22 protein-coding genes are annotated in these 22,217 nt (G+C 72.8%); 8 read left to right on the top strand and 14 right to left on the bottom strand.

Translation table 11 applies throughout. The annotated features are described in order from the left end of the window. Positions 1–20 precede the first annotated feature (20 nt). The 5 genes from ACZ41I_RS09670 to ACZ41I_RS09690 are packed head-to-tail and all read right to left on the bottom strand — an operon-like array spanning position 21 to position 5,193. On the bottom strand, positions 21–1,196 hold the full coding sequence (locus ACZ41I_RS09670; protein WP_468513709.1) for an acyl-CoA dehydrogenase family protein: 1,176 nt from the start codon (positions 1,194–1,196) through the stop codon (positions 21–23). Between the two features lie 28 nt (positions 1,197–1,224). After that, positions 1,225–3,279 carry an acetate--CoA ligase family protein gene (locus tag ACZ41I_RS09675; RefSeq protein ID WP_468513710.1) on the bottom strand — a complete coding sequence of 685 codons (2,055 nt, stop codon included), beginning with the start codon at positions 3,277–3,279 and terminating at the stop codon, positions 1,225–1,227. 1 nt (position 3,280) lies between these two features. Then, positions 3,281–3,463 (bottom strand): ferredoxin, encoded by a 183-nt coding sequence (locus tag ACZ41I_RS09680; RefSeq protein WP_399769413.1) that lies wholly within the window; start codon positions 3,461–3,463, stop codon positions 3,281–3,283. Between the two features lie 48 nt (positions 3,464–3,511). After that, a complete protein-coding gene (locus ACZ41I_RS09685) occupies positions 3,512–4,768 on the bottom strand; it encodes an NADH-ubiquinone oxidoreductase-F iron-sulfur binding region domain-containing protein (RefSeq protein ID WP_468513711.1) in 1,257 nt (418 codons plus the stop codon). Then, a complete protein-coding gene (locus ACZ41I_RS09690; RefSeq protein ID WP_468513712.1) occupies positions 4,765–5,193 on the bottom strand; it encodes a hypothetical protein in 429 nt (142 codons plus the stop codon). The genes ACZ41I_RS09685 and ACZ41I_RS09690 overlap by 4 nt, the downstream gene beginning before the upstream one ends. 377 nt (positions 5,194–5,570) lie before the next feature. On the opposite strand from ACZ41I_RS09690, the gene ACZ41I_RS09695 reads away from it, so the two are divergent. From ACZ41I_RS09695 to ACZ41I_RS09725, 7 genes are all read left to right on the top strand, one after another. Continuing rightward, a complete protein-coding gene (locus ACZ41I_RS09695; protein WP_468513713.1) occupies positions 5,571–6,746 on the top strand; it encodes an aromatic ring-hydroxylating oxygenase subunit alpha in 1,176 nt (391 codons plus the stop codon). Between the two features lie 171 nt (positions 6,747–6,917). Next, positions 6,918–8,042: a polyamine ABC transporter substrate-binding protein gene (locus ACZ41I_RS09700; protein WP_468513714.1), complete on the top strand. Its 1,125-nt coding sequence runs from the start codon at positions 6,918–6,920 to the stop codon at positions 8,040–8,042. A gap of 1 nt (position 8,043) precedes the next feature. Continuing rightward, the gene (locus tag ACZ41I_RS09705) at positions 8,044–8,928 is read left to right on the top strand and encodes an ABC transporter permease (protein WP_468513715.1); all 885 of its coding nucleotides are present in this window, start codon (positions 8,044–8,046) and stop codon (positions 8,926–8,928) included. Then, positions 8,925–9,806, top strand: coding sequence for an ABC transporter permease (locus ACZ41I_RS09710; RefSeq protein WP_399769425.1), 882 nt, complete (start codon positions 8,925–8,927; stop codon positions 9,804–9,806). Before ACZ41I_RS09705 ends, ACZ41I_RS09710 begins: the two co-directional genes overlap by 4 nt. Positions 9,807–9,809: 3 nt before the next feature. Next, entirely contained in the window at positions 9,810–10,880 is a 1,071-nt protein-coding gene (locus ACZ41I_RS09715) for an ABC transporter ATP-binding protein (protein ID WP_399769427.1), read from the top strand. A gap of 26 nt (positions 10,881–10,906) precedes the next feature. After that, positions 10,907–12,220 carry a flavin monoamine oxidase family protein gene (locus ACZ41I_RS09720; RefSeq protein WP_468513716.1) on the top strand — a complete coding sequence of 438 codons (1,314 nt, stop codon included), beginning with the start codon at positions 10,907–10,909 and terminating at the stop codon, positions 12,218–12,220. Further along, positions 12,213–13,559, top strand: a complete 1,347-nt coding sequence (locus ACZ41I_RS09725) for an aldehyde dehydrogenase family protein (RefSeq protein ID WP_468513717.1) — start codon at positions 12,213–12,215, stop codon at positions 13,557–13,559. Before ACZ41I_RS09720 ends, ACZ41I_RS09725 begins: the two co-directional genes overlap by 8 nt. On the opposite strand, the gene ACZ41I_RS09730 is transcribed toward ACZ41I_RS09725, so the two are convergent. The 7 genes from ACZ41I_RS09730 to ACZ41I_RS09760 all read right to left on the bottom strand — a co-directional run bounded on the left by ACZ41I_RS09730 (position 13,549) and on the right by ACZ41I_RS09760 (position 20,652). Then, positions 13,549–13,971, bottom strand: a complete 423-nt coding sequence (locus tag ACZ41I_RS09730) for an SRPBCC family protein (RefSeq protein WP_468513718.1) — start codon at positions 13,969–13,971, stop codon at positions 13,549–13,551. The two genes, ACZ41I_RS09725 and ACZ41I_RS09730, sit on opposite strands and share 11 nt — an antisense overlap. Positions 13,972–13,983: 12 nt before the next feature. After that, complete coding sequence (locus ACZ41I_RS09735) at positions 13,984–14,436, bottom strand: MarR family winged helix-turn-helix transcriptional regulator (protein ID WP_468513719.1); 453 nt, start codon at positions 14,434–14,436, stop codon at positions 13,984–13,986. A 79-nt stretch (positions 14,437–14,515) separates the two neighbouring features. Continuing rightward, positions 14,516–15,757: an FAD-dependent oxidoreductase gene (locus ACZ41I_RS09740; RefSeq protein WP_468513720.1), complete on the bottom strand. Its 1,242-nt coding sequence runs from the start codon at positions 15,755–15,757 to the stop codon at positions 14,516–14,518. A gap of 30 nt (positions 15,758–15,787) precedes the next feature. Further along, positions 15,788–16,954 (bottom strand): XdhC family protein, encoded by a 1,167-nt coding sequence (locus tag ACZ41I_RS09745; protein ID WP_468513721.1) that lies wholly within the window; start codon positions 16,952–16,954, stop codon positions 15,788–15,790. Beyond that, entirely contained in the window at positions 16,947–19,085 is a 2,139-nt protein-coding gene (locus ACZ41I_RS09750; protein ID WP_468513722.1) for a xanthine dehydrogenase family protein molybdopterin-binding subunit, read from the bottom strand. The genes ACZ41I_RS09745 and ACZ41I_RS09750 overlap by 8 nt, the downstream gene beginning before the upstream one ends. Continuing rightward, positions 19,082–20,074 (bottom strand): FAD binding domain-containing protein, encoded by a 993-nt coding sequence (locus ACZ41I_RS09755; protein ID WP_468513723.1) that lies wholly within the window; start codon positions 20,072–20,074, stop codon positions 19,082–19,084. Before ACZ41I_RS09755 ends, ACZ41I_RS09750 begins: the two co-directional genes overlap by 4 nt. After that, positions 20,071–20,652 carry a 2Fe-2S iron-sulfur cluster-binding protein gene (locus tag ACZ41I_RS09760; protein WP_468513724.1) on the bottom strand — a complete coding sequence of 194 codons (582 nt, stop codon included), beginning with the start codon at positions 20,650–20,652 and terminating at the stop codon, positions 20,071–20,073. The genes ACZ41I_RS09755 and ACZ41I_RS09760 overlap by 4 nt, the downstream gene beginning before the upstream one ends. Positions 20,653–20,877: 225 nt before the next feature. Here ACZ41I_RS09760 and ACZ41I_RS09765 point away from each other — a divergent pair, with 225 nt between their 5' ends. Continuing rightward, positions 20,878–21,456, top strand: a complete 579-nt coding sequence (locus tag ACZ41I_RS09765) for a TetR/AcrR family transcriptional regulator (RefSeq protein ID WP_468321832.1) — start codon at positions 20,878–20,880, stop codon at positions 21,454–21,456. 75 nt (positions 21,457–21,531) lie between these two features. Here ACZ41I_RS09765 and ACZ41I_RS09770 read toward each other — a convergent pair whose 3' ends face one another. Beyond that, on the bottom strand, positions 21,532–21,768 hold the full coding sequence (locus ACZ41I_RS09770) for a hypothetical protein (protein ID WP_468513725.1): 237 nt from the start codon (positions 21,766–21,768) through the stop codon (positions 21,532–21,534). Beyond that, positions 21,768–22,172: a hypothetical protein gene (locus tag ACZ41I_RS09775; protein WP_468513726.1), complete on the bottom strand. Its 405-nt coding sequence runs from the start codon at positions 22,170–22,172 to the stop codon at positions 21,768–21,770. The genes ACZ41I_RS09770 and ACZ41I_RS09775 overlap by 1 nt, the downstream gene beginning before the upstream one ends. Between the last annotated feature and the right edge of the window lie 45 nt (positions 22,173–22,217).

Consider the following 22,217-nt stretch of genomic DNA (forward strand, 5'->3'; position numbering starts at 1 on the left):
CTTCGCGATGAAGGGGCGGGTCAGCGGGTGGGCAGGGCCAGGGCGCGGGTGCCGCGCTTGATCAGCTCGTTGGCGATGATGAGGCGCTGGATCTCGGAGGTGCCCTCCCAGATGCGGTCGACGCGCAGCTCCCGGTACATGCGCTCGACGGGGTAGGTGCGGTCGTAGCCGCGGCCGCCGAAGATCTGCAGACAGCGGTCGGCGACCCGGCCGGCCGCCTCGCTGGCGGCGAGCTTGGCGGTGGAGGCCTTGGCGTGCAGCGTCTTGCGGTCGTCGGCCGAGGCATGGTCGGCCTCCCAGGCGACCTGGTGGGTGTAGGCCCGGTTGACGGCGATGTCCACGGCGCAGTCCGCGAGCATGCCCTGGATCAACTGGTACGAGGCGATCGGCGCCCCGAACTGCTCACGCTCCACCGCCCAGTCCCGGGCGAGCCGCAGGGCGCGCTCGGCGGCACCGACCGTGCGGGCGGCGATCATCAGGCGTTCGTCCGTGAACCATTCCTTGGTCAGCTCATAGCCGTTGCCGACGCCGCCGAGGACGTCCTCGTCGGCCACGAAGACGTCGGTGAAGGTGAACTCGGGGTGCCCGTTGACCGCGGAGTGCATGAAGTGCGGCACCCGTGTCATGGCCACTCCGGGGGCGCCCTTGTCGACGAAGAAGAGGGTGGGCAGCCGTTCGGGACCGGCATCGGCCTGCACCAGCAGGAAGTCGGCGATGTCGCCGCAGGTGACGAACCACTTCTCCCCGTTGAGCAGCCAGCCACCGTCGGTGCGGGTGGCCGTGGAGGTGCCGGAGGAGGGGTCCGAGCCCGCGCCCGGCTCGGTGACGGCGAACGCGTCGAACTTCTCTCCGCGGATCACGGGCAGCAGGTACTTCTCGCGCTGCCGTTCGTCGCCGTACGCGAGGACGTTGGCGGGCCGCCAGGGGATGTCCCACAGGCAGTTGGTGACCTTGCCGAACTCCTCCTCCACGATGACCTGGTCGAGGAGGCCGAGCCCGGCGCCGCCCCACTCGGCGGGCATGTTGATGGCGTAGAGCCCGGCGTCCATGGCGGCCCGGGCCAGTTCGGCGACGGTCTTCTGCGGGAGGGGACCGCCGGCCTGCTCGGACTGGTCCTCGTACCGCATCAGCAGGCGTGCGTAGGCGGTGGCGCGGCGCTTGAGGCCGGTCTGTTCGGGGGTGTAGCGCATGTCCATGGGGGCCTCTTGGGTCGGTCGCAAAGAGTCAGGCGAGTACGGCGCGGGAGTCGAGGGCGAGAACCCCGTGCGGGGTCACGAGCAGCGGGTTGACCTCGATCTCGGCGAGCTCCGGGTGGGCGGCGGCGAACGCGGTGATCGTCTCGACGGCCGCGGCGGCCGCGGCGACGTCGACGGGTGGTCTGCCGCGTGCCCCGTCGAGCAGGGCGGCGGTGCGCAGTCCGCGCAGCAGGTGCAGGGCACGGTCGGCGGCCACGGGGGCGAGGGTGAAGGCGACGTCGCGCAGGGCCTCGGCCAGCACTCCGCCCAGGCCCACCATGGCGACCGGGCCGAACCGGGGGTCGCGGTGGACTCCGACGATCAGCTCGACGCCGTCGGTCGGGTCCGCCATGGCCTCCACGCAGTAGGAGGCGGCGCCGAGCCGTGCGTGCATCTCGCGGAAGGCGGCACGGAGTTCGGCGGGACCGGCCAGGCCGAGTGCCACGCCACCGGCGTCGGACTTGTGCAGCAGGTGGAGGGCCTTAAGGACGTACGGCCCCGCGAACTCCTGGGTGGCTGCGAGCAGTTCGCGCTCGTCATGGACTTCCCTGGCGACGGGAAAGGCGAGTCCGGCCGCCCTGAGGGCGCTGCGCGTGGGCAGGTAGCCGCACTCGTGGAGGGGTGCTGCGGGGCGGGGCAGGGGTGTGACGCCCGTGTGCGGTGGGCGGGGTGCCGTGGCGGCCAGGGCGCGGGCGGCGTCCTCGGTGGCGGAGAAGACCGGGATGCCGGCCGCGGCGAGGGCCCGGCAGCTGGGTGAGGCCGGGTACATCGACTGCACCACGAGCGGCTTGGCCGTGGTGCGGTGGCGGGCGGCGATCAGGCGCGCGGCGGCCTGTTCCGCGTCCGCGAGGGCGCTTCCGCCTCCGCCGAGCCCGCCGTCGGCGGCTGCGTACCCGCCGAAGTAGCCGGTCATCAGGACGGCGTCGGTCTCCTCGGCCGTCAGCAGCGCGGCGACGGACTCGGCGTACAAACCCGGGTGCTGTTCGCCCATCCCGGCGAGGTCCACCGGGTTGGCGACGGCCGACTGGTCCCACAGGACCGTCCGGAGGTGGTCCTGGGTCGGCTGGTGCAGTTCGGGGACGGTCAGGCCGGCCGTCTCGACGGCGTCGGCGGCGATGACACCGTGGCCCCCGCCATCGGTGAGGACGGCGACCCGGCGTCCGGCCGCGCGCCGCGCGCCGTGCAGCGCGGCCAGCACGACGGTGAGTTCACGCGGGGTGGCGACCAGTTCCACACCGGCGTCCCGGCACGCCGCCGTCACCACGTCGGCGGAGGTGGTCAGCGCCCCGGTGTGGGACTGGGCGCTGCGGGCGGAGGCGTCACCGCGTCCGGCGGTGAGCAGGACCACGGGCTTGCCCGCTGCGGCGGCCGCCTCGGCGAAGGCGCGTCCGTCGGCGAAGTCCTCGGCGTAGACGGCGATGGCGTGGGTGCCCTCGTGCCGGGCGCAGTCGGTGAGCAGGTCGACGAGGGTGACGTCGGCCTGGTTGCCCAGCGAGACGAACCGGGAGAAGCCGAGGCCGTGCGGGCGGAAGCGGAGCTGGAGTTCCAGGGCGAGGTTGCCGCTCTGGCTGAGCAGCGCGACACCGCCGGGGGTGAAGGTGTCGGAGGCCAGGAAGAGGTCGGTGGTGTTGTCGGCCAGTCCCAGGCAGTTCGGCCCGACCATCACGGCGCCCGCGGCGCGTACGCGTGCGGCGACGGCACGCTGGCGTGCCCGTCCCGCGTCGCCGGTCTCCGCGAAGCCGGCGGTGATGGCGACGATGGCTCGGGCCCCGCACCGCAGGGCCTCGTCGACGGCGTCCTCGAAGCCGGCGGCGGGTACGGAGACGACCGCCAGGTCGACGGTCTCGCCGATCGCGCTCAGGCTGGGGGCGGCGGTGCGCCCGAGGACCGTGCCGCCACGCCGGTTGACCAGGTGGACGGGGCGGCGGCCGTTGGCCCGCAGGGCTTGTGCGGCGATGGCGTGGCCGTACTTGGCGGGGTCGTCGCTGGCCCCGACGACGGCGACGGAGCCGGGGTCGAAGAGTGCCGACAGGTCGCGTCCCATGTCATTTCACCAGGCGGAGAGCGGAGTTGGGGCAGGCGGCGACGGCGGCGTCCGCGTCACCGGGAGCCACTTCGCCGACGCGGACCTGGGCGTACCCCCACTCGTCGAGGTCGATCAGCTCGGGAGCGGGTTCCTGGCAGAGGCCGTAGCCCTGGCAGCGGGTGGAGTCCAGCAGGAGTTTCACGGTCGGTCCCTTCGGGTGCGCGGGGCTTCGGGGCGAGGGGTGGAGCGGTCAGGGCACGGCCACCGTGAAGCGGCGGCCGTCGTCGGGTGCCGTGTCGGTGCACGCCGGGCAGCCGGAGGCGCGGTGGGCGTCGAGCCGGTCGGGGAAGTGGGCGAGGAGGGTGGCGACGAGGCGGGCGGCCGCGTCGAGGAGCCCGCAGGCCCCGCGCCCGGGCAGCTGCCGCGACCAGCGGTTCAGCTTCTCGGCCGCGTCGTCACCGGCCTCGCCGCGTGCCACGGCCGTGAGGGTGCCGGCCAGCGCACCGGTTCCGGACACGCACACACCGCACTGCCGGGTGCTCTGGGCCGCCACGTAGGCGGTGGCCTCGGCGGCCATGGCGACCGGGCAGTCCTCCGGGTGCAGGAAGTGCAGGGCCCCGCAGCCGAGGGCTCCGCCGGCGGCCTTCAGCCCGTCGTGGTCGAGCGGCAGGTCCGTCCAGCCGGCGCCGTACAGCCCGCCGAACAGGCCGCCCAGCAGGACCGCCTCGGCCCTTCCGTACCCGCACAGGTCGGCGAGGGCCTTCAGATGCGTACCGGCCGGCGCCTCGACCAGCGCGGCGGCGGATCCGCCCGGTCCAGAGAGTGTCACCAGATGAGCACCGGCGACGGCGATGGCGGCGTCGGGGCACGCGTGCAGCACCGCGATCCGTGCCAGCGTCTCCACGTTGGCGACCAGTGTGGGGGCGCCGCCGACCCCCGCCTCGAAGGGGCGCGGGGGTTTCGCCGTGGGCAGCGCCGGGCCGCCCTCGATGCGCCGTACGACCGCGGTCTCCTCCCCGGCCACGTAGGTGTGCCGGGTCCGTACGACATCGACGCGCAGGCCGGCGGGACGCTCGCCGAGCGCGTGCCGGACGGCCTGTTCGGCGACGGGGTCCGAGAGGTAGACGAAGCCGTGTTCGGCACCGGTCAGGGCCGCGGCCAGCCGCAGGCCGTCCAGGACCAGGTGCGGTCGGTGGCACAGCAGCCACCGGTCCTTGACCGAGCCGGGCTCGCCCTCCTCACCGTTGGCGACGACGACGGGCCTGCCGGATGATGCGCGTACGGCGCGCAGCTTCGCGGCGGCCGGGAAGCCGGCACCCCCGCGGCCCCGCAGTCCGGCCTCGGCGATCAGATCGAGCAGCCGGTCGCGCGCGGGCAACGGCGCATACCCGCCCACGGCGAGGTAGCGGGCGAGCTCCTCCACACCGCGGTGCGGCTCGGCGCCGAACACGGGGGAGACGAGCAGGCCGGGCTGTCCTTCGGGAAGGAGTGAGTGGACGCCGGTCATACGGTGCTCCTGGGCTCGGTGCGGTCGGAGAGGGCGGGGCGGCCGCGGGCTCTCAGGCGCGCCAGCGCGGTTTCCAGGGCCCGCCGTTGTGCGGCCGTTCGCGCGTAGGCGGTGCCGGGCAGGCCGATGAGCATGCGGTGGTGGTCGAGGACGACCTCGCCGGCCACCAGCGCCGGGCGGGGGTCGGCGGTCGCGGAGGCCGCCGCGGCGGCCACGACCAGGTCGGTGACTTCGCGGAGGTAGCGCAGCCAGCCGCCCTGGGTGCCGCGCAGCACCAGCCGCTGGACGCGGTGGCGCTCGGCGGCGACCAGGTCGGGTGGCGGGCGGCCGTCCGCCGGGGCCCGGAGGGCGGCCACCACGGCGGGCAGTTCCTGTTCGGGCTCGGGCGTGAGGCCGAGCCAGACCGGATTTCGGCGAGCGCTCATGCGGGCCTCCTGGGTCGCACCGTGTCCGGACGGCCCGGAACGGGGGTGGCGCGGCGAGGGCAGGGACGGGCGGTGCTCCGACGCCTGAGCGGGAGGGGCGGGGAGCGGGTGCGAGATGCCGGCCGGGAGGGCCGGGCACGACGGGGACAAACAGGTGTCCGGATCGGTGCGCGGTGCCCGGCCGAGCCGGACAGCGCCTGGCATGACACTAACTAACTGATTAGTCAGCCCACAAGTCTTGACTTGGCGCCGCCCGGGTCGCACTCTGACTAACCAATTAGTCAGCCGGGGCCCGGGCAGGCCGGGGCCCGACCTGCCTGAATCTCCCGCGCAGCCTCACCGCCCATCGCCGCCGCCGCGGCGCGGAGGAGGACTCCATGCACTCCCCGACCACCCGGGCAGCCGCCCTCTCCCCTGCCCCACCGGATCCGCCCCCCGAGCATCCCGGGGAAGCGCTGCCGGCCCGCTACTACACGGATCCGGCCATCGCCGAGGCCGAGACCGACCGCATCTTCGCCAAGTCCTGGCAGCTCGTCTGCCACGAATCCGACCTCCCCGGCCCCGGCGCCCGGCTGACCGCCACCGCTGCAGGCCGGGAGGTGCTGGTGGTCCGGACCGAGGACGGCGGCCTCGCCGCCCACCTCAACGTCTGCCGGCACCGCGGCACCCGCCTGGTCACCGCGCCCGAGCCGGCCGGCAAGGCGATCCGCTGCCCTTACCACGGCTGGACCTACAAGCTGGACGGACGCCTCGTCGGCGCCCCCGAGGCGCGCCGGATCCCCTGCCTGGACAAGCCCCGGCTCGGCCTGCACCCGGTCAACGTCGAGTCCTTCCTCGGGTTCGTCTTCGTCAACCTCGACATGGAGGCGACCCCGCTCACGGAGAGCTGCGCCGGGCTCGCCGAGGCCGTCGGCCGCTACGCCGGGCCCGCTCTCGTCCCCGTCGGCAAGCACCGCATCCACGACCTGTCCGGCGGCGAGCAGCAGAACGCCAACTGGAAGGTGATCGTCGACAACTACCTGGAGGGGTACCACGTCCCGGTGGCCCACCCGGCGCTCATGCGGCTGCTGGACTACCAGGCGTACACGGCGGACGTGCGGGAGGACTACGTCCTGTTCGAGTCACCGCTGCGCGACAAGCCCTCCTCGAACTGGAGCGAGCGGCTCTACCAGCGCCTCGCGACCCCGATGCCGGGGCTGACCGAGGCCGACCGGCGGGTGTGGCGGTACGCCGTGATCTATCCGAACACGCTCATCGACTTCTACCCTGACCACGTGCTCGCGTGGACCGCCCTGCCCACCGCCCAGGACCGGGCGGCGATCCCCGGGGGCTTCTACACGAGGCACGGCGAGAGCGTCCGCACCCGGCTGGCCCGGCGGCTGAACATCCGCATCGGCTGGGTCACCAACGACGAGGACGCCGAGTTGGTGGAGCGCGTGCAGGCCGGTCTGACCACGCCCGGTTTCCAGCCGGGCCCGCTGTCGCAGCGCGAGGCCGCCGTCGGCTGGTTCGCCCGCCGGGTCCGGGCCGACCTGGAGGGGGACACCCGGTGACGTCCTGCCGCGCGCCCCGCACCGTACGCCTCCGGACGGGCTTACCCCTCCCCCGCTGACGCAGCGCGCACCCTCCCCAGACCGGTCCTTCCTGCGGAGTCAGGGCCTCCGCGAGCCGACCAGCCGGTCCAGCCCTGGAGTTGTGCCGTTCCTCGACGGAGAGGACGTTCCGTGTCCCCCGAGGTTCCCCCACCAACCCGACGCGCCGTGCTGCGGGCCGGCGCCTGCGGACTGCTCGGCGCCGCGGCCGGCGGCTGCGGGTTCATGCCCGCCGAGCGCCCCGGCCCGCAGGCGCTCGCCCCGGTGAAAGCGCGCGTCGACGGCGATCTCGTCTACTTCAACTGGGCCGACTACGTCGACCCGACCGTGTTCAAGGGCTTCGAGAAGGAGTACGGCGTCAAGGTCATCCAGTCGAACTTCGACTCGATGGAAGGCATGGTCGCCAAGCTCAACGCCGGCAACCGCTACGACATCGTCTTCCCCTCCGCCAAATGGGCCCAGCGGCTGGCCCACGCGGGCCGGCTGCGCCGTATCGACCACTCCCAACTCACCGAATCCCACGCCATATTCGACACGTACACCTACTTCGCCGATCCCTGGTACGACCCGGGCTCCGCACACACCGTCCCGTTCACCGCGTACAAGACCGGCATCGGCTGGCGCCGCGACAGACTCGGTGAACCGAGCGGCTCCTGGCGGGACCTGTGGAGCGAGAAGGCGCGCGGCAGGGTCTTCCTGCTGGACGACCGCGACGAGGTGCTCGGCATGGGCGCCCTCGCACTCGGCCTGGACGTCAGCACCGGGAACACCGGTGACCTGGACCGCATCACCTCCCTGCTGGGCACGCTGCGCCCGCGGCTGCGCGGCTTCTCCAGCGACAGCTACAACAACCTGCTCAACGGCAACGCGGTCATGACCCAGGCGTGGAGCGGCGACATGGCCGCCATGCTCAACCAGGCCAAGGACCCCTCGGTGTTCGGCTTCGAGGCCCCCAAGGAGGGCACGCCGATCAACTCCGACTGCTACGCCATCCCGTGGAACGCCCCGCACCCCGGCACCGCGATGCTGTTCATCGACTACATGCTGCGACCGGAGAACGTGAAGAAGAACATCGCGTACATCGGTTACCCGATGCCGGTGGCCGGTTCCGAGAAGACCTACGCCGAGCTGGTCAAACCCTTCCCCGAGTGCCTCGTCACCGAGGACGAGCTGAAGGGGGACCTGTTCTTCCGCAACGGCAGCCGCGCGGCGGAGGACGCCCGCGACACCGCCTGGACCCATGTGAAGGCGGGCTGACATGGCACGCCTCCCCCGCCGCCGGGGCTCCGACGCCACCGGCACCCGTATGTGGACCTGGCTGATGCTGCCCGGAACCCTGTGGATGACGGGATTCCTGATCGCCTCACTGGTCCTCGTCGCCGTCCTCGCGGTCGGCACCACCGACGACCTCGGCAACCCGCGCTTCGGCTTCGACCTGTCCGGCGTGCGCGCCCTCGCCGACCCGGCCTACACCGAGGTCCTGGCCCGCTCGCTGGGCTACGCCCTGCTGACCTGTCTGATCTGCCTGCTGATCGCCTACCCGGTGGCGTACACCATCGCCCTGTACGGCGGACGGTACAAGCACGCGCTGATCGCCGCGATCGTGGTGCCGTTCTTCGCCAACTACCTGGTCCGCATGTACGGCTGGTCGGTCGTCCTCTCCGACGACGGCCCCGTGCTGAGCGCGCTGCGTGCCGTCGGACTGGCCGACGGGAACACGAAGATACTCAACACCGGCGTCGGCGTGGTCGCAGGTCTCGTCTACGGCTTCGTCGTCTTCATGATCATCCCGCTGTACGCGGCCCTGGAACGGCTGGACGTCTCCCTCATCGAGGCCGGCCGCGACCTCTACGGCGGCCCGGTCCGCACCTTCTTCTTCGTCACCCTGCCCGCCACCCGGCAGGGTGCGGCGGCCGGGCTCGTCCTGGTCTTCCTGCCCGCCATGGGCGACTTCGTCAGCGCACAGCTCATGGGAGGACCGGACCAGATCATGATCGGCAACCTGATCCAGGACAAGTTCTTCCAGGGCCAGAACTGGCCGCTGGGCTCCGCGCTCACGATGCTGCTGATGCTGGTCCTGCTCATCGGGATGTTCGGATACCTGCGGCGCACCCGCAAGGACGAGGCGGAGGCCACCCGATGACCCTGCTGCGGCTGCCCTCCGCCACCACCCCCGCCCGCACGACCGGCCGGACCCGCACCCGCCGCGGCCGCGCCGACCGCGGACCGCGGATCCTGATCGCCGTCACCGGCCTCTTCTTCGCGCTGCTCTACCTGCCCATCGCCGTGGTGGCCCTGTTCTCCTTCAACTCCAAGAAGTCGCTGACCGTCTTCGGCGGGTTCAGCCTGCGCTGGTACCGCGCCTTCGCCCACGACGACGTCCTCATCGCTTCGCTGGGCACCAGCCTGCGGATCTCCCTGGTCGCGATGGCCGGTTCGGTCGTCCTCGGCGTGGCGCTCGCGCTCGGTCTGGTCCGCTGCCGCACCCGGCTGGGCTCGCTGGCCGGCCTGATCATGCTGGTGCCGCTGATCACGCCGGAGATCGTCACAGGCGTGGCGTCGATGCTGCTGTTCAAGGGACTGGGCGTGGCCCTGTCGACCGGCACGGTGACACTCGCCGAGATCACCTTCTCCATCTCCTACGTCACCGTCATCCTCCGCTCACGGGTCGCCGCGCTGAACCCCGAGGTGGAGGAGGCGGCGATGGACCTGGGCGCCACCCGCCGGCAGGCGGTCCGCCTGGTCACCCTGCCGGCCCTGCTGCCCGCTGTGCTCGCCTCCGCCGTCCTGATCTTCGCGCTCGTCTTCGACGACTTCGTCCTCGCCTACTTCACCACCGGCGTCGACCCGCAGCCGCTGTCGGTGCGGATCTACTCCGCGATCCGTTTCGGGCTGCAGCCCACCATCAACGCCGTCGGCACGCTGATGCTCGCGGGATCCATCTGCCTGATCGCCCTGGCCCTGTTCATCCCGCGCCTCTTCGGCCGCCGCGGCGGCCTCGACATCCTCTCCGGAGAGTGACCCATGGACGCGATGCCCGCAGTCCGGCTCGACGGCGTCTCCAAGCAGTTCGCCGGCTCCTACGCCGTCCACCGCCTCGACCTCGACATCGAGGCCGGCCAGTTCTTCTCCCTGCTGGGTCCCTCCGGCTGCGGCAAGACCACCACGCTGCGCATGATCGGCGGGTTCAGCGATCCGACCGAGGGATCGGTGCTGCTCGCCGGGGAGGACGTGACCGCCCTGCCGCCCGACCGGCGCAACGTCAACACGGTCTTCCAGAGCTACGCGCTGTTCGACCACCTGGGCGTCGCCGACAACGTCGCCTTCGGGCTCAAGCGCAAGGGCGTCGGCAAGGCCGAGATCCGGCGGCGTGTCGGCGAGATGCTGGACCTGGTCCAGCTCGCCGGCCTCGCCGACCGCAAGCCGCGTACGCTCTCCGGCGGTCAGCGCCAGCGCGTCGCCCTCGCCCGGGCGCTGGTCAACCGTCCGGCCGTGCTGCTCCTGGACGAGCCGCTGGCCGCCCTGGACCTGAAGCTGCGCCGGCAGATGCAGGTGGAGCTGAAGCAGATCCAGCGTGAGGTCGGCATCACGTTCGTCTTCGTCACCCATGACCAGGACGAGGCGCTGACCATGTCCGACCGGATCGCCGTGATGAACGAGGGGCGGATCGAGCAGTGCGGCACCCCCGAGGACGTCTACGAGCACCCCGCCACCCGGTTCGTGGCGTCCTTCATGGGCACCTCCAACCTGATGAACGGCACCTACCGGGGCGGTGAGGTCGCCCTGGACGGCGGTCCCGCCCTGCCGGTCGGCGCACGTCCCGGCGTCGCGGACGGCACCGCCGTCAGCGTCTCCGTACGCCCCGAGAAGATCTGGCTGTCGGACTTCGAACCGGGCATGTCGATGCTGAGCGGTGTGGTGCGCGAGACCGTCTACAGCGGTCCGACCACCACCTACCTGATCGAACTCGCCCCGGGGGTCACGCTGTCGGTGCTGGAGCAGAACACGGCCCGCGCGCGTATGGAGGACCGCTGGAGCGGCGGCGAGACGGTGGAGTTCGGCTGGCGGCCCGAGCACTGTCTGGTCCTGGCCTGAGCCCGCCCGCGACGAAAGCGAATGCGATGCATCACGACGTGATCGTGCTCGGGGCCGGGCTGGCCGGCCTCGCCGCCGCCCGGGACCTGGCCGCCGCCGGCACCGATGTGCTCGTCCTGGAGGCCCGGGACCGTGTCGGCGGCCGGGTCGAACAGATCCGTACTCCCGACGGCCGTACCGTCCAGCTGGGTGGCGAAGTGGTCGGACGGGCCCACACCGCCTACCTCCGGCTGGCCGAGGAACTCGGCCTGGAACTGGTTCCCAGCTATGTCGCCGAGCCGGGCGTCATCACCCGTTCCACCCCCGAGGGTCTCTCGGCCGGCGATCCGCCGCACTGGTTCGGCCCCGGCGATCTGGCCCAACACGAGTTGCTCGGACGGGAGTTCAGCGAACTCGCCGCCACGGTCGACCCCGACGACCCGTGGTCGCACCCGGAGGCGGCCGCTCTGGACCGGCTGTCCGTGGCCGACTGGCTGCGTTCCTGCCACGCCGGCCCCGCCGTGGTGCGGCTGTGGGAGATCGGCCAACTGGCGCTGGCGGGCGGCTCGTACGAGCGGATCTCGCTCCTGGCGGCGCTGCGCAAGAGCGCGGCGGTCCCGGGTACGGGGGACTACGACTACGACGCCTGGGAGGGGCTGCGGCCGGCGCGGGGGTCGGCCACCCTCGCCGAGGTCATGGGCCGCGAGCTGGGCCCGCGCATCCGCCTCGGGTCGCCCGTCGCCGCGCTGGACGTCCGCCCCGGGCACTGCGCCGTGCGCCTGGTCACCGGCGAGGTGCTCACCGCGGCGGCCGTGGTGAGCGCCCTGCCGGTGGGACCACTGCGGTCGGTCGCCGTCACCGGGGTGAGCGACGCCCGCCTGGCCTCGCTGCACCGGCAACGACAGGCGACGGCCGCGAAGTTCGCCGCCGTGTACGACCGCCCCTTCTGGCGCGCCGACGGCCTGAGCGGACTGTCCGAGGCCGAAGGGATCCTGGGCAGCACCTGGCCGCAGAGCGAGGGCGTGCTGTCGGCGTTGATACCGCCCGAGCGCTACGGCGTCCTGCTGGGCACCCCGCCCCATCTGCGCACCCCCGAGCTGCTCGCCGAGGTGGCCGCCATGTTCGGTGACGAGGCACTGCGGCCGACCGCCTGTCATCTGCGGCTGTGGGGCACCGACCCGTGGACCCGGGGTTATGTCACCCAGTGGCCGCCGGGCGAGGTGATGGCGGTCGGCCCGCTGCACGGCACGCATGAACCGCCGTTCTACGTCTGCGGCTCGGACCAGTGGGTCGCCGGATACATGGAAGGCGCCGTCCGCACCGGCCGAGCCGCCGCCGAGGAGGCACTGCGCCGTGGCTGACACCGACCGCCTCAACCACATCGCCGGCAAGGACGTGCCCGCCGCCTCAGGGTCCACGCTGCCCTTGGTGGACCCGGCCACCGGACTCCCGCACGGCACGGCTCCGCGCTCCGGCCCCGAGGACGTGGACGCGGCCTGCCGGGCGGCACAGGAGGCCCTTCCCGGCTGGTCGGCCGCGACTCCGGCGCAGCGGCAGTCCGCGCTGCTGCGCATCGCCGACGCCCTGGAACGGCAGGCGGCTGCCGTGGCGAGCGCCGAAGTGACCGACACGGGCAAACCGCGGGCCCTGTTCCTGGCGGACGAACTGCCGGGGATTGTGGACGTGTTGCGGTACTTCGCCGGAGCGGCGCGGAACCTGCCGGGTGCCGCGGCAGCCGAGTACACACCGGGGCGCACATCGGTGCTGCGCCGTGAGCCGGTCGGCGTCTGCGCCCAGATCACGCCGTGGAACTACCCGCTGATGATGGCCGTCTGGAAGATCGCCCCCGCGCTGGCCGCCGGGAACACGGTCGTCCTCAAGCCGTCCGACACCACGCCCTCCTCCGCCGTACTGCTCGCCCGGCTGGCCGCCGCGCACCTGCCGCCCGGCGTCCTCAACGTCGTGTGCGGCGACCGCGACACCGGGCGTACGCTCGTCGCCCACCCCGGCGTCCGGCTGGTCGCCGTCACCGGCAGCGTGCGCGCCGGTCAGGAGATCGCGGCGGCAGCGGCGGCCGACCTCAAGCGGCTGCACCTCGAACTCGGCGGCAACGCACCGGTGCTGATCCACGAGGACGCCGATCTCGGCCAAGCGGTCGAGGAGTTGTCGTACCTGTCCTTCTACAACGCGGGCCAGGACTGTACGGCTGCCACCAGGATCCTGGTCCAGCAGCGGATCCACGATGTCTTTCTGGAGGCGTTCGCCCGGCGGGCGGCGCAGCGCGTGCCCGGCGCACCCGACGAGGAAGAGGCCGACTTCGGCCCACTGGTCCACGCCGGTCAACTCGCCGCCGTGCGCGGGCTGCTGGAGCGTCTGCCGGCACACGCCGAGGTCGTCACCGGCGGCGCGGCCCTGGCCCGCCCCGGTTACTTCCACCAGGCCACGGTGGTGGCCGGGGTCCGTCAGGAGGACGAGATCGTACGGAGCGAGGTGTTCGGGCCGGTCGTCACCGTCCAGCCCTTCGGTGACGAGGCCGAGGCCTTCCGGATGGCGAACGCGGTTCCCCAGGGGCTGGCCGCGAGCGTGTGGACCCGCGACCACGACCGGGCCATGCGCGCGAGCCGGGCGCTGCACACCGGCATCGTCTGGGTCAACACGCATGGCACGACGGTCTCGCAGGTCAAGCACGTCATGCTGTGACGTCGGCCCGGCCGCTCTCAAGGATCTCCTTGAGAGCGGCGAGTTCGGTGTCGACCAGGTCGGTCTGCTCCTTGAAGACGGCGTCGGTGAGCGACGGCGGCCGATGGAAGGTGATCATGAACTCGGCGCCCTCGCCGTTGGGGACCACCCGGGCCGGTACCTGCCAGGAGGCGGTGTCGTCGACGTAGTCGTGATCGAGGATGCCGTACTCGGCGTTGGCGCGCAGCCGGAGCCGGGCCGGTCCCTGCGGGGTGGACATGAGCCACCAGTCGGGGTCGTCGGTGGGCTCGATGGACCGGACGTTGACCACGGCCCACCTGGGCCAGTTCACGGGGTCGGCGACGAAGGCGAAGACCTGCTCGTGCGGGCGGTCGATGCCGATGGTCTTGGTGATGGATGCGCTGATGCTCACGGTGTGCTTCTTTCAGGGTTCGTCGGGTGGTGCCGTGGGGTGGGCCTCGCCCACCAGGCGCCGGATCCATTCCTCCAGCTGCCGGCGCTGACCGGCGTCCAGCGAGCCGAAGTAGTGGGCGTCGTTGCGGTCGGCCAGCTCCGCCAGTTCCGGTACGAGGGCGTGCCCCCGCTCGGTCAGCACGAGCCGGACCGTGCGCCGGGAGGCGGGGTCGGGCTCGCGGCGGACGAGGCCCTTGGCCGCGAGGCGGTCGACCAGGCGGGAGACGGCTCCGGGGTCGATGTCCATGTGCGCGGCCACGGCCTTGGTGGTGTCGTGGCCGTGGAACACACTGACCATCACCCCCCACTGGGAGACGGTGACGTCGTGCCGGCCGAGTTCGGCCTCGAACCGGCTGTGGACCTCGTCGGACAGGCGACGGAGCCAGTAGCCGAGATGGTCGTGGAGTCCGCTGATCTCACTCACACGTCCCAGCATCGTTGTCATGACAATTCTTGTCAAGGCAACAAACGCTCCCGAGTACGGCTGGGTGGCGCCGTGGGAGCTACCGGACGGCCGCGGCGGGCGGGCGTTCCCGGAGGGCGCCGTAGGCGACGAAGTACGCGGGCAGTCGGCGAAGCCACCGCGACTCGGCGATCAGGCGTGCCACGCGCCGGGCCCGGTCCGCGCTGCCGAGGGGCGGCCGGCCTTGCAGGACCGGAGCGATGAAGCGGGCGTGGGCGGTCCGCTGGAGGGCCTGGGTGGCGACCGTCGTGGGACGGCGGCGGCGCTGCACCCGGTGCACGTCGCGCAGGCCCACGGTTCCCCGGCGCAGCGGCTCGGCGAGACAGCGGGCGGCGGCGACGGCGTCCTGCACCGCGAGGTTGATGCCGATGCCGAAGACCGGGGACATCGCGTGCGCGGCGTCGCCGATGCACAGCAGGCCGGGGCGGTGCCAGCGGCGCAGCCGGTCCAGGCGTACGTCGAGGAGCTTGACGTCGTCCCATGAGCGCACGGCGTGCACGCGGTCGGCCATCCATGGGGCAGCGGCGGCGAATTCGGCCAGGAAGCGGTCGAGGCCGGCGGCGCGGCGCTGGGTGTTGGTGCCCTTGGGGATGAGCCCGGCGCACTGCCAGTAGTCGCCACGGTCGATCATCGCGGTCAGGAAGCGGTCGCCGACGGCGCCGACGAGTCCTTGCGGGTCGCTTTCCCTGCGCGGCAGCCGGAACCACCATGCGTCCATCGGGCAGGTGAAGCCGTGCAGTCCCAGTTCCGGGCGGGCACGGGCCAGTGATCCCCGTCCGTCGCAGGCGACGGTGAGGACGGCGCGCAGCTCGCCGATGCGGCCGTCGGAGGTGCGGTAGCGCACTCCGGTCACCCGCCCGGATTCGATCAGGAAGTCGGTCGCCTCGGTGTTCATGCGCAGACGGAAGGACGGCTCGCGCCGGGCCTCGTCCGCGAGCAGGTCCAGCAGGTCCCACTGGGGCACCATCGCCACGTAGTTGTAGGGACCGCGCAGCACCGTGAGGTCCGCGACCGTGACCGCCGAGCGGCCGGCTCCGATCGGCAGCTGGACGGTGCGTACGCGGCGCTGCGGCAGCCGGGCGAAGCGCTGGGCCAGGCCCAGGTCGTCCAGCAGCGCCAGCGTGGAGGGGTGGACGGTGTCACCGCGGAAGTCGCGCAGGAAGTCGCCGTGCTTCTCCAGGACCGTCACATCGACGCCGGCCCGGGCCAGCAGCAGGGCGAGCACCATGCCCGCGGGGCCGCCGCCCACCACACAGCAGGTGGTCCGTTCCCTCTGTTCCATGACGGTCCTGCCCTTCGGGAGAGCAGTAATTCATCGGGTGCTGAATATTATACACTCCCGGTGAATCGGCGTCCCGGAGCCGGTGAGGGGAACACCCGTGCCGCCCCGCCGCGCGGCGACGACCTCCGCCACGATCGACAGTGCGGTCTCCTCGGGAGTCCGCGCGCCCAGATCGAGGCCGATCGGGGAGCGCAGCCGGGCCAGTTCCCGTTCGGTCACGCCTTCCGCCCGCAGCCGCCGGTTGCGGTCCTCGTGGGTGCGGCGTGAGCCCATCGCGCCGACGAACGCCGCCGGCCTGCGCAGGGCCTCCTTCAGCAGAGGCACGTCGAACTTCGCGTCATGGGTGAGCACGCACAGGACCGTACGGGCGTCGGTGCCGGTGCGGCGCAGGTAGCGGTGCGGCCAGTCGACCACGACCTCGTCGGCGTCGGGGAAACGGGCCCGCGTGGCGAAGACAGGACGGGCGTCGCACACGGTCACGCGGTAGCCCAGGAACTTTCCGGCCCGCACCAGCGCCGCCGCGAAGTCGATCGCACCGAAGACGATCATGCGCGGTGGCGGCACGTTCGACTCGACCAGCAGGGTGAGACCGCCGGGGCAGTGGAAGCCTCCCCCGGACCCCGTCCGGGGGGATGCCCCTCCCGCTTCGCTCGCCGAGACGTCCACCGTGCCGGTGTGGCCCGCCTCCAGCAGGGCCCGTGCCTCGGCCGCCGCCGTCCGGTCCAGCTCCGGACGGCCGCCGAGGCCGCCCTCGTACGTGCCGTCGGGCCGCACCAGCAGGGCGCGGCCGAGGAGTGCGGCAGGGCCGCGGGCGACCCGGACGAGGGCCGCCGGCTCGTTCCGTGCGGCGGCCGACAGGGCCCGCACCAGGACCGCCCCTGCCTGTCCGGCCACGGGTGTGACCAGCACCTCGATCGTTCCGCCGCAGGTCAGTCCCACGGCGAAGGCGTCCTCGTCGCTGTAGCCGAACCGTTCGAGCACGCCCTTGCCGGTGCGCAGCGACTCCTGGCACAGCTCGTACACCGCGCCCTCGACGCAGCCGCCGGAGACCGAGCCGATGACCGTGCCCGCGCGGTCGACGGCGAGGGCGGCGCCGGGACCGCGTGGCGCGCTGCCGCCGACGGCCACCACGGTGGCGACGGCGAACTCCCGGCCCTCCTCGGCCCAGCGGTGCAGCTCCTCGGCGAGGTCAAGCATCCGGCGCCCCCGCGGCGGCCGACAGGACGCGGTCGGGGCGGATGGGCAGGCTGCGGTGGCGTACGCCGGTCGCGTGCCAGACCGCGTTGGCGACGGCCGCCGCGGCGCCGACGATACCGATCTCGCCGATGCCCTTGATCCCGACCGGGTCGTTCGGGTCCGTGTCCTCGATCCAGTCGGCCTCGACGTGCGGTACGTCGGCGTGCGTGGCCACGTGGTAGCCCGCGAGGTCGGCGCCGACGTGGCCGCCCGAGTGGCGATCCCGGACGGCCTCCTCGTGCAGGGCCATGGAGATGCCCCAGATCATGCCGCCCCGGAGCTGGTTGCGGGCGGTGAGCGGGTTGACGATCCGGCCCGCCGCGAAGACGCCGAGCATGCGCCGCACCCGCACCTCGCCGGTGGCCGGGTCCACGGCGACCTCGGCGAACTGCGCTCCGAACGAGTGCCGTTCGGCGGGGGCGAGGGCGCCGATGGCCGCGGTGGTGTCGGACCGTACCGTGATGCCCTCGGCGGGGATGTCGGCCCCGAGGGCCAGCCGTTCGCGCAGGTCACCGACCGCGGTCCTGACGGCCCAGGACCAGGAGCGGGTACCCATGGAACCGCCCGCGATCATCGCCGGGCCGAAGTCGCTGTCGCCGATGCGCACCCGGACACGCTCCGGCGGCACCTGGAGTGCGTCCGCGGCGACCAGGGTGAGTGCGGTACGGGCCCCGGTGCCGATGTCGGCCGCGGCGATCCGGACGGTGAAGGTGCCGTCCGGGTGCGCGGTCGCCGTCGCGGTGGACGGCGCGGCGCCCGAGGGAAAGGAGGCCGCCGCCGTACCGGTACCGAGCAGCCAGCGGCCGTCCCGGCGCAGCCCGGGGCGCGGATCCCGGTCCGCCCAGCCGAACCTGCGGGCGCCCTCGCGGAAGCAGGCGGCCAGATTGCGGCCGGCGAACGGCAGGCCGGACACCGGGCCCTTGTCGGGTTCGTTGCGCAGACGCAGCTCGATCGGGTCGATCCCGCACTGCTCGGCGAGCTCGTCGAACGCCGCCTCCAGGGCGAACGACCCGGGCGCCTCGCCCGGGGCGCGCATCCAGGTCGGGGTCGGCACGTCGAGCCGTACGACGCGGTTGGCGGTGTGGTGGGCGTCGGCGTCGTACATCACCCGGGCCACCACGGCGCTCGGCTCGACGAACTCGTGCACCGTGGAGGTGACGCTGACCGAGCGGTGCTCTAGTGCCCGCAGCCGTCCGTCGGCGTCGGCGCCGAGCCGGACGCGCTGGGTGGTGGGGCTGCGGTAGCCGGTCAGCGAGAACATCTGGCGACGGGTCAGGACCACGCGCACGGGCCGCTGAAGGACGGTCGCGGCCATCACGGCGGCCACCTGGTGGGCACGGGGGCCCTTGCTGCCGAAACCACCGCCGACGTGCTCGGAGCGTACGCGCACCGAGGCCGGGTCGAGTGAGAACAGCTTCGCGAGTTCGCCGACGACCCAGGTGGCGCCCTGGTTGGAGTCGATCACCTCCAGCCGGCCGTCGTCCCAGCGGGCGGTCGCCGCGTGCGGTTCCATCGGGTTGTGATGCTCTTCGGGCGTGGTGTACTCGGCGTCCAGGACGACGGCCGAGGCGGCCAGTGCCGCGTCGAGGTCGCCCTTCTCCGTCACGCCGGGCATATGGCCGTCCACCGGGTAGGCGTCCGCGCGCTCGCCCGTGAAGTCGATGTCGTGCGGCTCCTGCTCGTAGTGCACCACGAGCGTCTCGGCGGCCTCCCTGGCCTGCTCGGGCGTCTCGGCGACGACCAGGGCCACCGGCCAGCCCAGGTGGGGCACGCGGTCGTGCTGGAAGACCGCGCAGGTCGGGTCCGGACGCGTGCCCAGCAGGCCGGTGAAGTCGGTGTCGACGCGCGGGGCGTTGCGGTGGTCCAGGACCGCGAGAACACCCGGCATGGCGAGCACGGTGTCGGTGTCGAGGGCGCGGATACGGCCGCGGGCGACCGTGGACAGCACCAGCCAGCCGTGGGCGAGGTCGTCGAAGGGCACCTCTCCCGCGTAGCGGGCTGCTCCGGTGACCTTGTCCCTGCCCTCCACACGGGTGTGGGCGGTGCCGACGGAGGGCGCGTGGGTGACGGTTCCGGGGGTGACGGTGGTCATCGGGCGGCCTCCTCGGCGAGTTGGGACAGGACGGCCACCACGAGGTTGCGCATGAGGTCCACCTTGTATCCGTTGTGCGGCAGCGGCCGGGCCGCCGCCAGTTCGGCGTCCGCGGCGGCGGCGTAGGTCGCGGCGCCGGCCGTCGCACCGGTCAGCACACGTTCGGCGGCGACGGCCCGCCACGGGCGGGAGGCGACGGCGCCGAAGGCCAGGCGCACGTCGTGGACGACACCGTCCCGGACGTCGAGCGCGGCGGCGACCGAGCCGATGGCGAACGCGTACGAGGCACGCTCGCGGACCTTGCGGTAGCGGGAGGTGGCGGCAACCGGGGCGGGCGGCAGCGAGATGCCGGTGATCAGTGCGCCCTGCGGCAGGGCGGTCTCGCGGTGCGGGGTGTCACCGACCGGCAGGTGGAACGCGGCGAGCGGCAACTCCCCCGGGCCGTCGGCCGTTTCGAAGTGGACGACGGCGTCGAAGGCGGTCAGGGCCACGGCCATGTCCGAGGGGTGTACGGCCACGCAGTGGCCGGACGCGCCGAGGATCGCGTGGTTGTGGTGCTCACCCTCGATCGCGGGGCAACCGCTGCCGGGGACGCGCTTGTTGCAGGGCTTGGTGACGTCGGTGAAGTAGCCGCAGCGGGTGCGCTGCATCAGGTTCCCGCCGACCGTGGCCATGTTGCGCAGCTGCCCCGACGCACCGGCCAGCACCGCCTGCGCCAGCGCCGGGTAACGGCGCCGGACCTCGGGGTGGGCGGCCAGGTCGCCGTTGGTGACGGTGGCACCGATGCGCAGACCGCCCTCCGGTGTCGACTCGATGCCGTCCAGCGGGAGTTCGCGGATGTCGATGAGCCGGGCGGGCCGCTCGACACCGGTCTTCATGAGGTCGACGAGGTTGGTGCCGCCGCCGAGGAAGCGGGTGTCCGGATCGGCACCGAGCAGCGCGACGGCGCCGGCCACGTCGGAGGCCCGCTGATAGGCGAACTCCTTCATGCCGCCACCTCTTCCGCACCCGCCGTGGGAGTCGTACGTCGCTCGTCCGCCGCCTCTTCGGCGGCGCGGGCCACCGCCTCGACGATGGAGACGTAAGCGCCGCAACGGCACAGGTTGCCGCTCATTCGCTCCCGGATCTCGTCGGCTGTCAGGGCTGGTGGCCCCGCTTCCGGCCGGACGTCGTCGGTGACGGCGCTCGGCCAGCCCGCCGCATGTTCCTCGATCACCGCGATCGCCGAACAGATCTGTCCCGGCGTGCAGTAACCGCACTGGAATCCGTCCAGATCGAGGAAGGCCTGCTGGACGGGGTGCAGCCGGTCGCCGTCGGCCACGCCTTCGATGGTGGTGATCTCACGGCCCTCGGCCGCCACGGCCAGTTGCAGGCAGGCGACGGCCCTGCGCCCGTCCAGCAGGACCGTACAGGCACCGCATTGCCCCTGGTCACAGCCCTTTTTGGTGCCGGTCAGAGCGAGGCGCTCGCGCAGTGCGTCGAGCAGGGTGGTGCGGTGGTCGACGGGCAGTGTGTACTTCTCCCCGTTGATCTTCAAGGTGATGACACTGGACGTCGATGAGGCCATGAGCTGCTTCTTTCGCGTTTCCAGGGAGGTCAGGAGGGGTCCGGCTGCCGCACAGGCGCGGGGTTGTCGGGAGGGAACCGTGGCAGCCGGCGACTGCCGTGGGACGGCGTCCGCGGGCTATGGTGGACGCAACCGGACGACTGTCCGCTAACTGGGAACGTAACGGACAGCTGTCCGCTTAGCAAGGTCGAGGTTCGGCCACGACCCCTCGATCGAGGAGGACGAGTGCCGCAGCAGCAGGAATCACCCCGGCGCTCGGACGCACAGCGCAACCGCGAGCGCATCCTGGAAGTGGCGATCACCGAACTGTCGCGCTGCGCGGACGCCCCGCTCAGCGGGATCGCGAAGAAGGCCGGGGTCGGACAGGGCACCTTCTACCGGAACTTCCCCAACCGGGAATCGCTCGTCCTGGAGATCTACCGGCACGAGATGCAGCAGGTCGCCGACGCCGCGGCCCACCTGTTGCGGACCCGGTCACCCGAGGAGGCCCTGCGTGCCTGGATGGACCGGCTCTCCGAGTTCGCCATGACCAAGGCCGGACTGGCCGAGGCGATCCGGCAGGCCACCAGCGCACCGGGCGGCCCGGGGAAGCCGCCCCCCACACCGGTGACGTCCGCGGCGGAACTCCTGCTGCGCGCCAACGACGAGGCCGGCACCATCCGGCCCGGAGTCACCGCGGACGACTTCCTCCTCGCCATCGCGGGCCTGTGGCAGCTCGACCCGCACGACGACTGGCAAACACGCGCCACCCGGCTCCTCGACCTGGTCATGGACGGCCTGCGCACCGGGGCGCCCGGAACCTGAGCGCCGGTCTCCCGACGGGGGCCGGGCATACGCGGGTGCCGGGCGGGGGGCGCCGCGCGGCGCCCCCCGCGCGGGTCAGCGGTCGGCGGTGCCCGCCGCGTCCCGGTCGGCCGCGGCGGCCGCGGATTCGGCCGCCTTCACCTTCTTCTGCATCTCGGCCAGTTGCGCGGGCCCGGCGGACGGCTCGGTGGTGGCCGCGCCGTCGGGCGTCGCCTTGGGGGAGGCACCGTCGTGGTGGGCGCAGCCCGCGCCGAGCACCACCACCAGCGCGGTGACCGCCGTCAGCGTCAGTGCCCGGCGCCGGGCCCGCATCAGCTCGCCGCCTTCCCGTTGCCGCCCGCCGCGCACCACGTCTTGACGGCCGCCAGGTCCTTCTGGCGCTGCTCCAGATTGGTCCGCAACGACTTACGGAACTCCAGCCGGTCCTGGAGGAAGCCGGCGATCTCCGTGTGGCCCGCCTTCTTCGCGTTGTCGACCCGCTTCTGCAGCCGCGCCACCGAGCCGCGCGTTCCCGCTCCGGCGTCGAGCCGCTGCAGGGCCCGTGTGATCCGGCGGTCGATCTTCGGCACCCGCTTGCACAATGCGTGGGCCCCGTCACCGGCCGGTTTGGCGGTGGGGGTGCTGTCGGCCGCGGCGGCGGTCCCCGCCGCGCCCGCCAGGACCGCTGTCATGGCGAGCCCCGCGAGCAGCGTGCGCGTGCGTCGTCGTACGTTCATCTGCCTCTCCGTTCTCTTCCGGTGGACGGCCAGGTCCGCCGTCCG

The organism is Streptomyces sp. NPDC030799 (assembly GCF_055572255.1).

Coding starts and splice junctions, on each gene's coding strand:
- ACZ41I_RS09690 (WP_468513712.1), bottom strand. CDS start 5,193: ATGAGCGCTCGCCGAAATCCGGTCTGGCTCGGCCTCACGCCCGAGCCC.
- ACZ41I_RS09760 (WP_468513724.1), bottom strand. CDS start 20,652: ATGGCCTCATCGACGTCCAGTGTCATCACCTTGAAGATCAACGGGGAG.
- ACZ41I_RS09710 (WP_399769425.1), top strand. CDS start 8,925: ATGACCCTGCTGCGGCTGCCCTCCGCCACCACCCCCGCCCGCACGACC.
- ACZ41I_RS09755 (WP_468513723.1), bottom strand. CDS start 20,074: ATGAAGGAGTTCGCCTATCAGCGGGCCTCCGACGTGGCCGGCGCCGTC.
- ACZ41I_RS09750 (WP_468513722.1), bottom strand. CDS start 19,085: ATGACCACCGTCACCCCCGGAACCGTCACCCACGCGCCCTCCGTCGGC.
- ACZ41I_RS09705 (WP_468513715.1), top strand. CDS start 8,044: ATGGCACGCCTCCCCCGCCGCCGGGGCTCCGACGCCACCGGCACCCGT.
- ACZ41I_RS09715 (WP_399769427.1), top strand. CDS start 9,810: ATGGACGCGATGCCCGCAGTCCGGCTCGACGGCGTCTCCAAGCAGTTC.
- ACZ41I_RS09770 (WP_468513725.1), bottom strand. CDS start 21,768: ATGCGGGCCCGGCGCCGGGCACTGACGCTGACGGCGGTCACCGCGCTG.
- ACZ41I_RS09720 (WP_468513716.1), top strand. CDS start 10,907: ATGCATCACGACGTGATCGTGCTCGGGGCCGGGCTGGCCGGCCTCGCC.
- ACZ41I_RS09745 (WP_468513721.1), bottom strand. CDS start 16,954: ATGCTTGACCTCGCCGAGGAGCTGCACCGCTGGGCCGAGGAGGGCCGG.
- ACZ41I_RS09675 (WP_468513710.1), bottom strand. CDS start 3,279: ATGGGACGCGACCTGTCGGCACTCTTCGACCCCGGCTCCGTCGCCGTC.
- ACZ41I_RS09670 (WP_468513709.1), bottom strand. CDS start 1,196: ATGGACATGCGCTACACCCCCGAACAGACCGGCCTCAAGCGCCGCGCC.
- ACZ41I_RS09695 (WP_468513713.1), top strand. CDS start 5,571: ATGCACTCCCCGACCACCCGGGCAGCCGCCCTCTCCCCTGCCCCACCG.
- ACZ41I_RS09685 (WP_468513711.1), bottom strand. CDS start 4,768: ATGACCGGCGTCCACTCACTCCTTCCCGAAGGACAGCCCGGCCTGCTC.
- ACZ41I_RS09740 (WP_468513720.1), bottom strand. CDS start 15,757: ATGGAACAGAGGGAACGGACCACCTGCTGTGTGGTGGGCGGCGGCCCC.
- ACZ41I_RS09775 (WP_468513726.1), bottom strand. CDS start 22,172: ATGAACGTACGACGACGCACGCGCACGCTGCTCGCGGGGCTCGCCATG.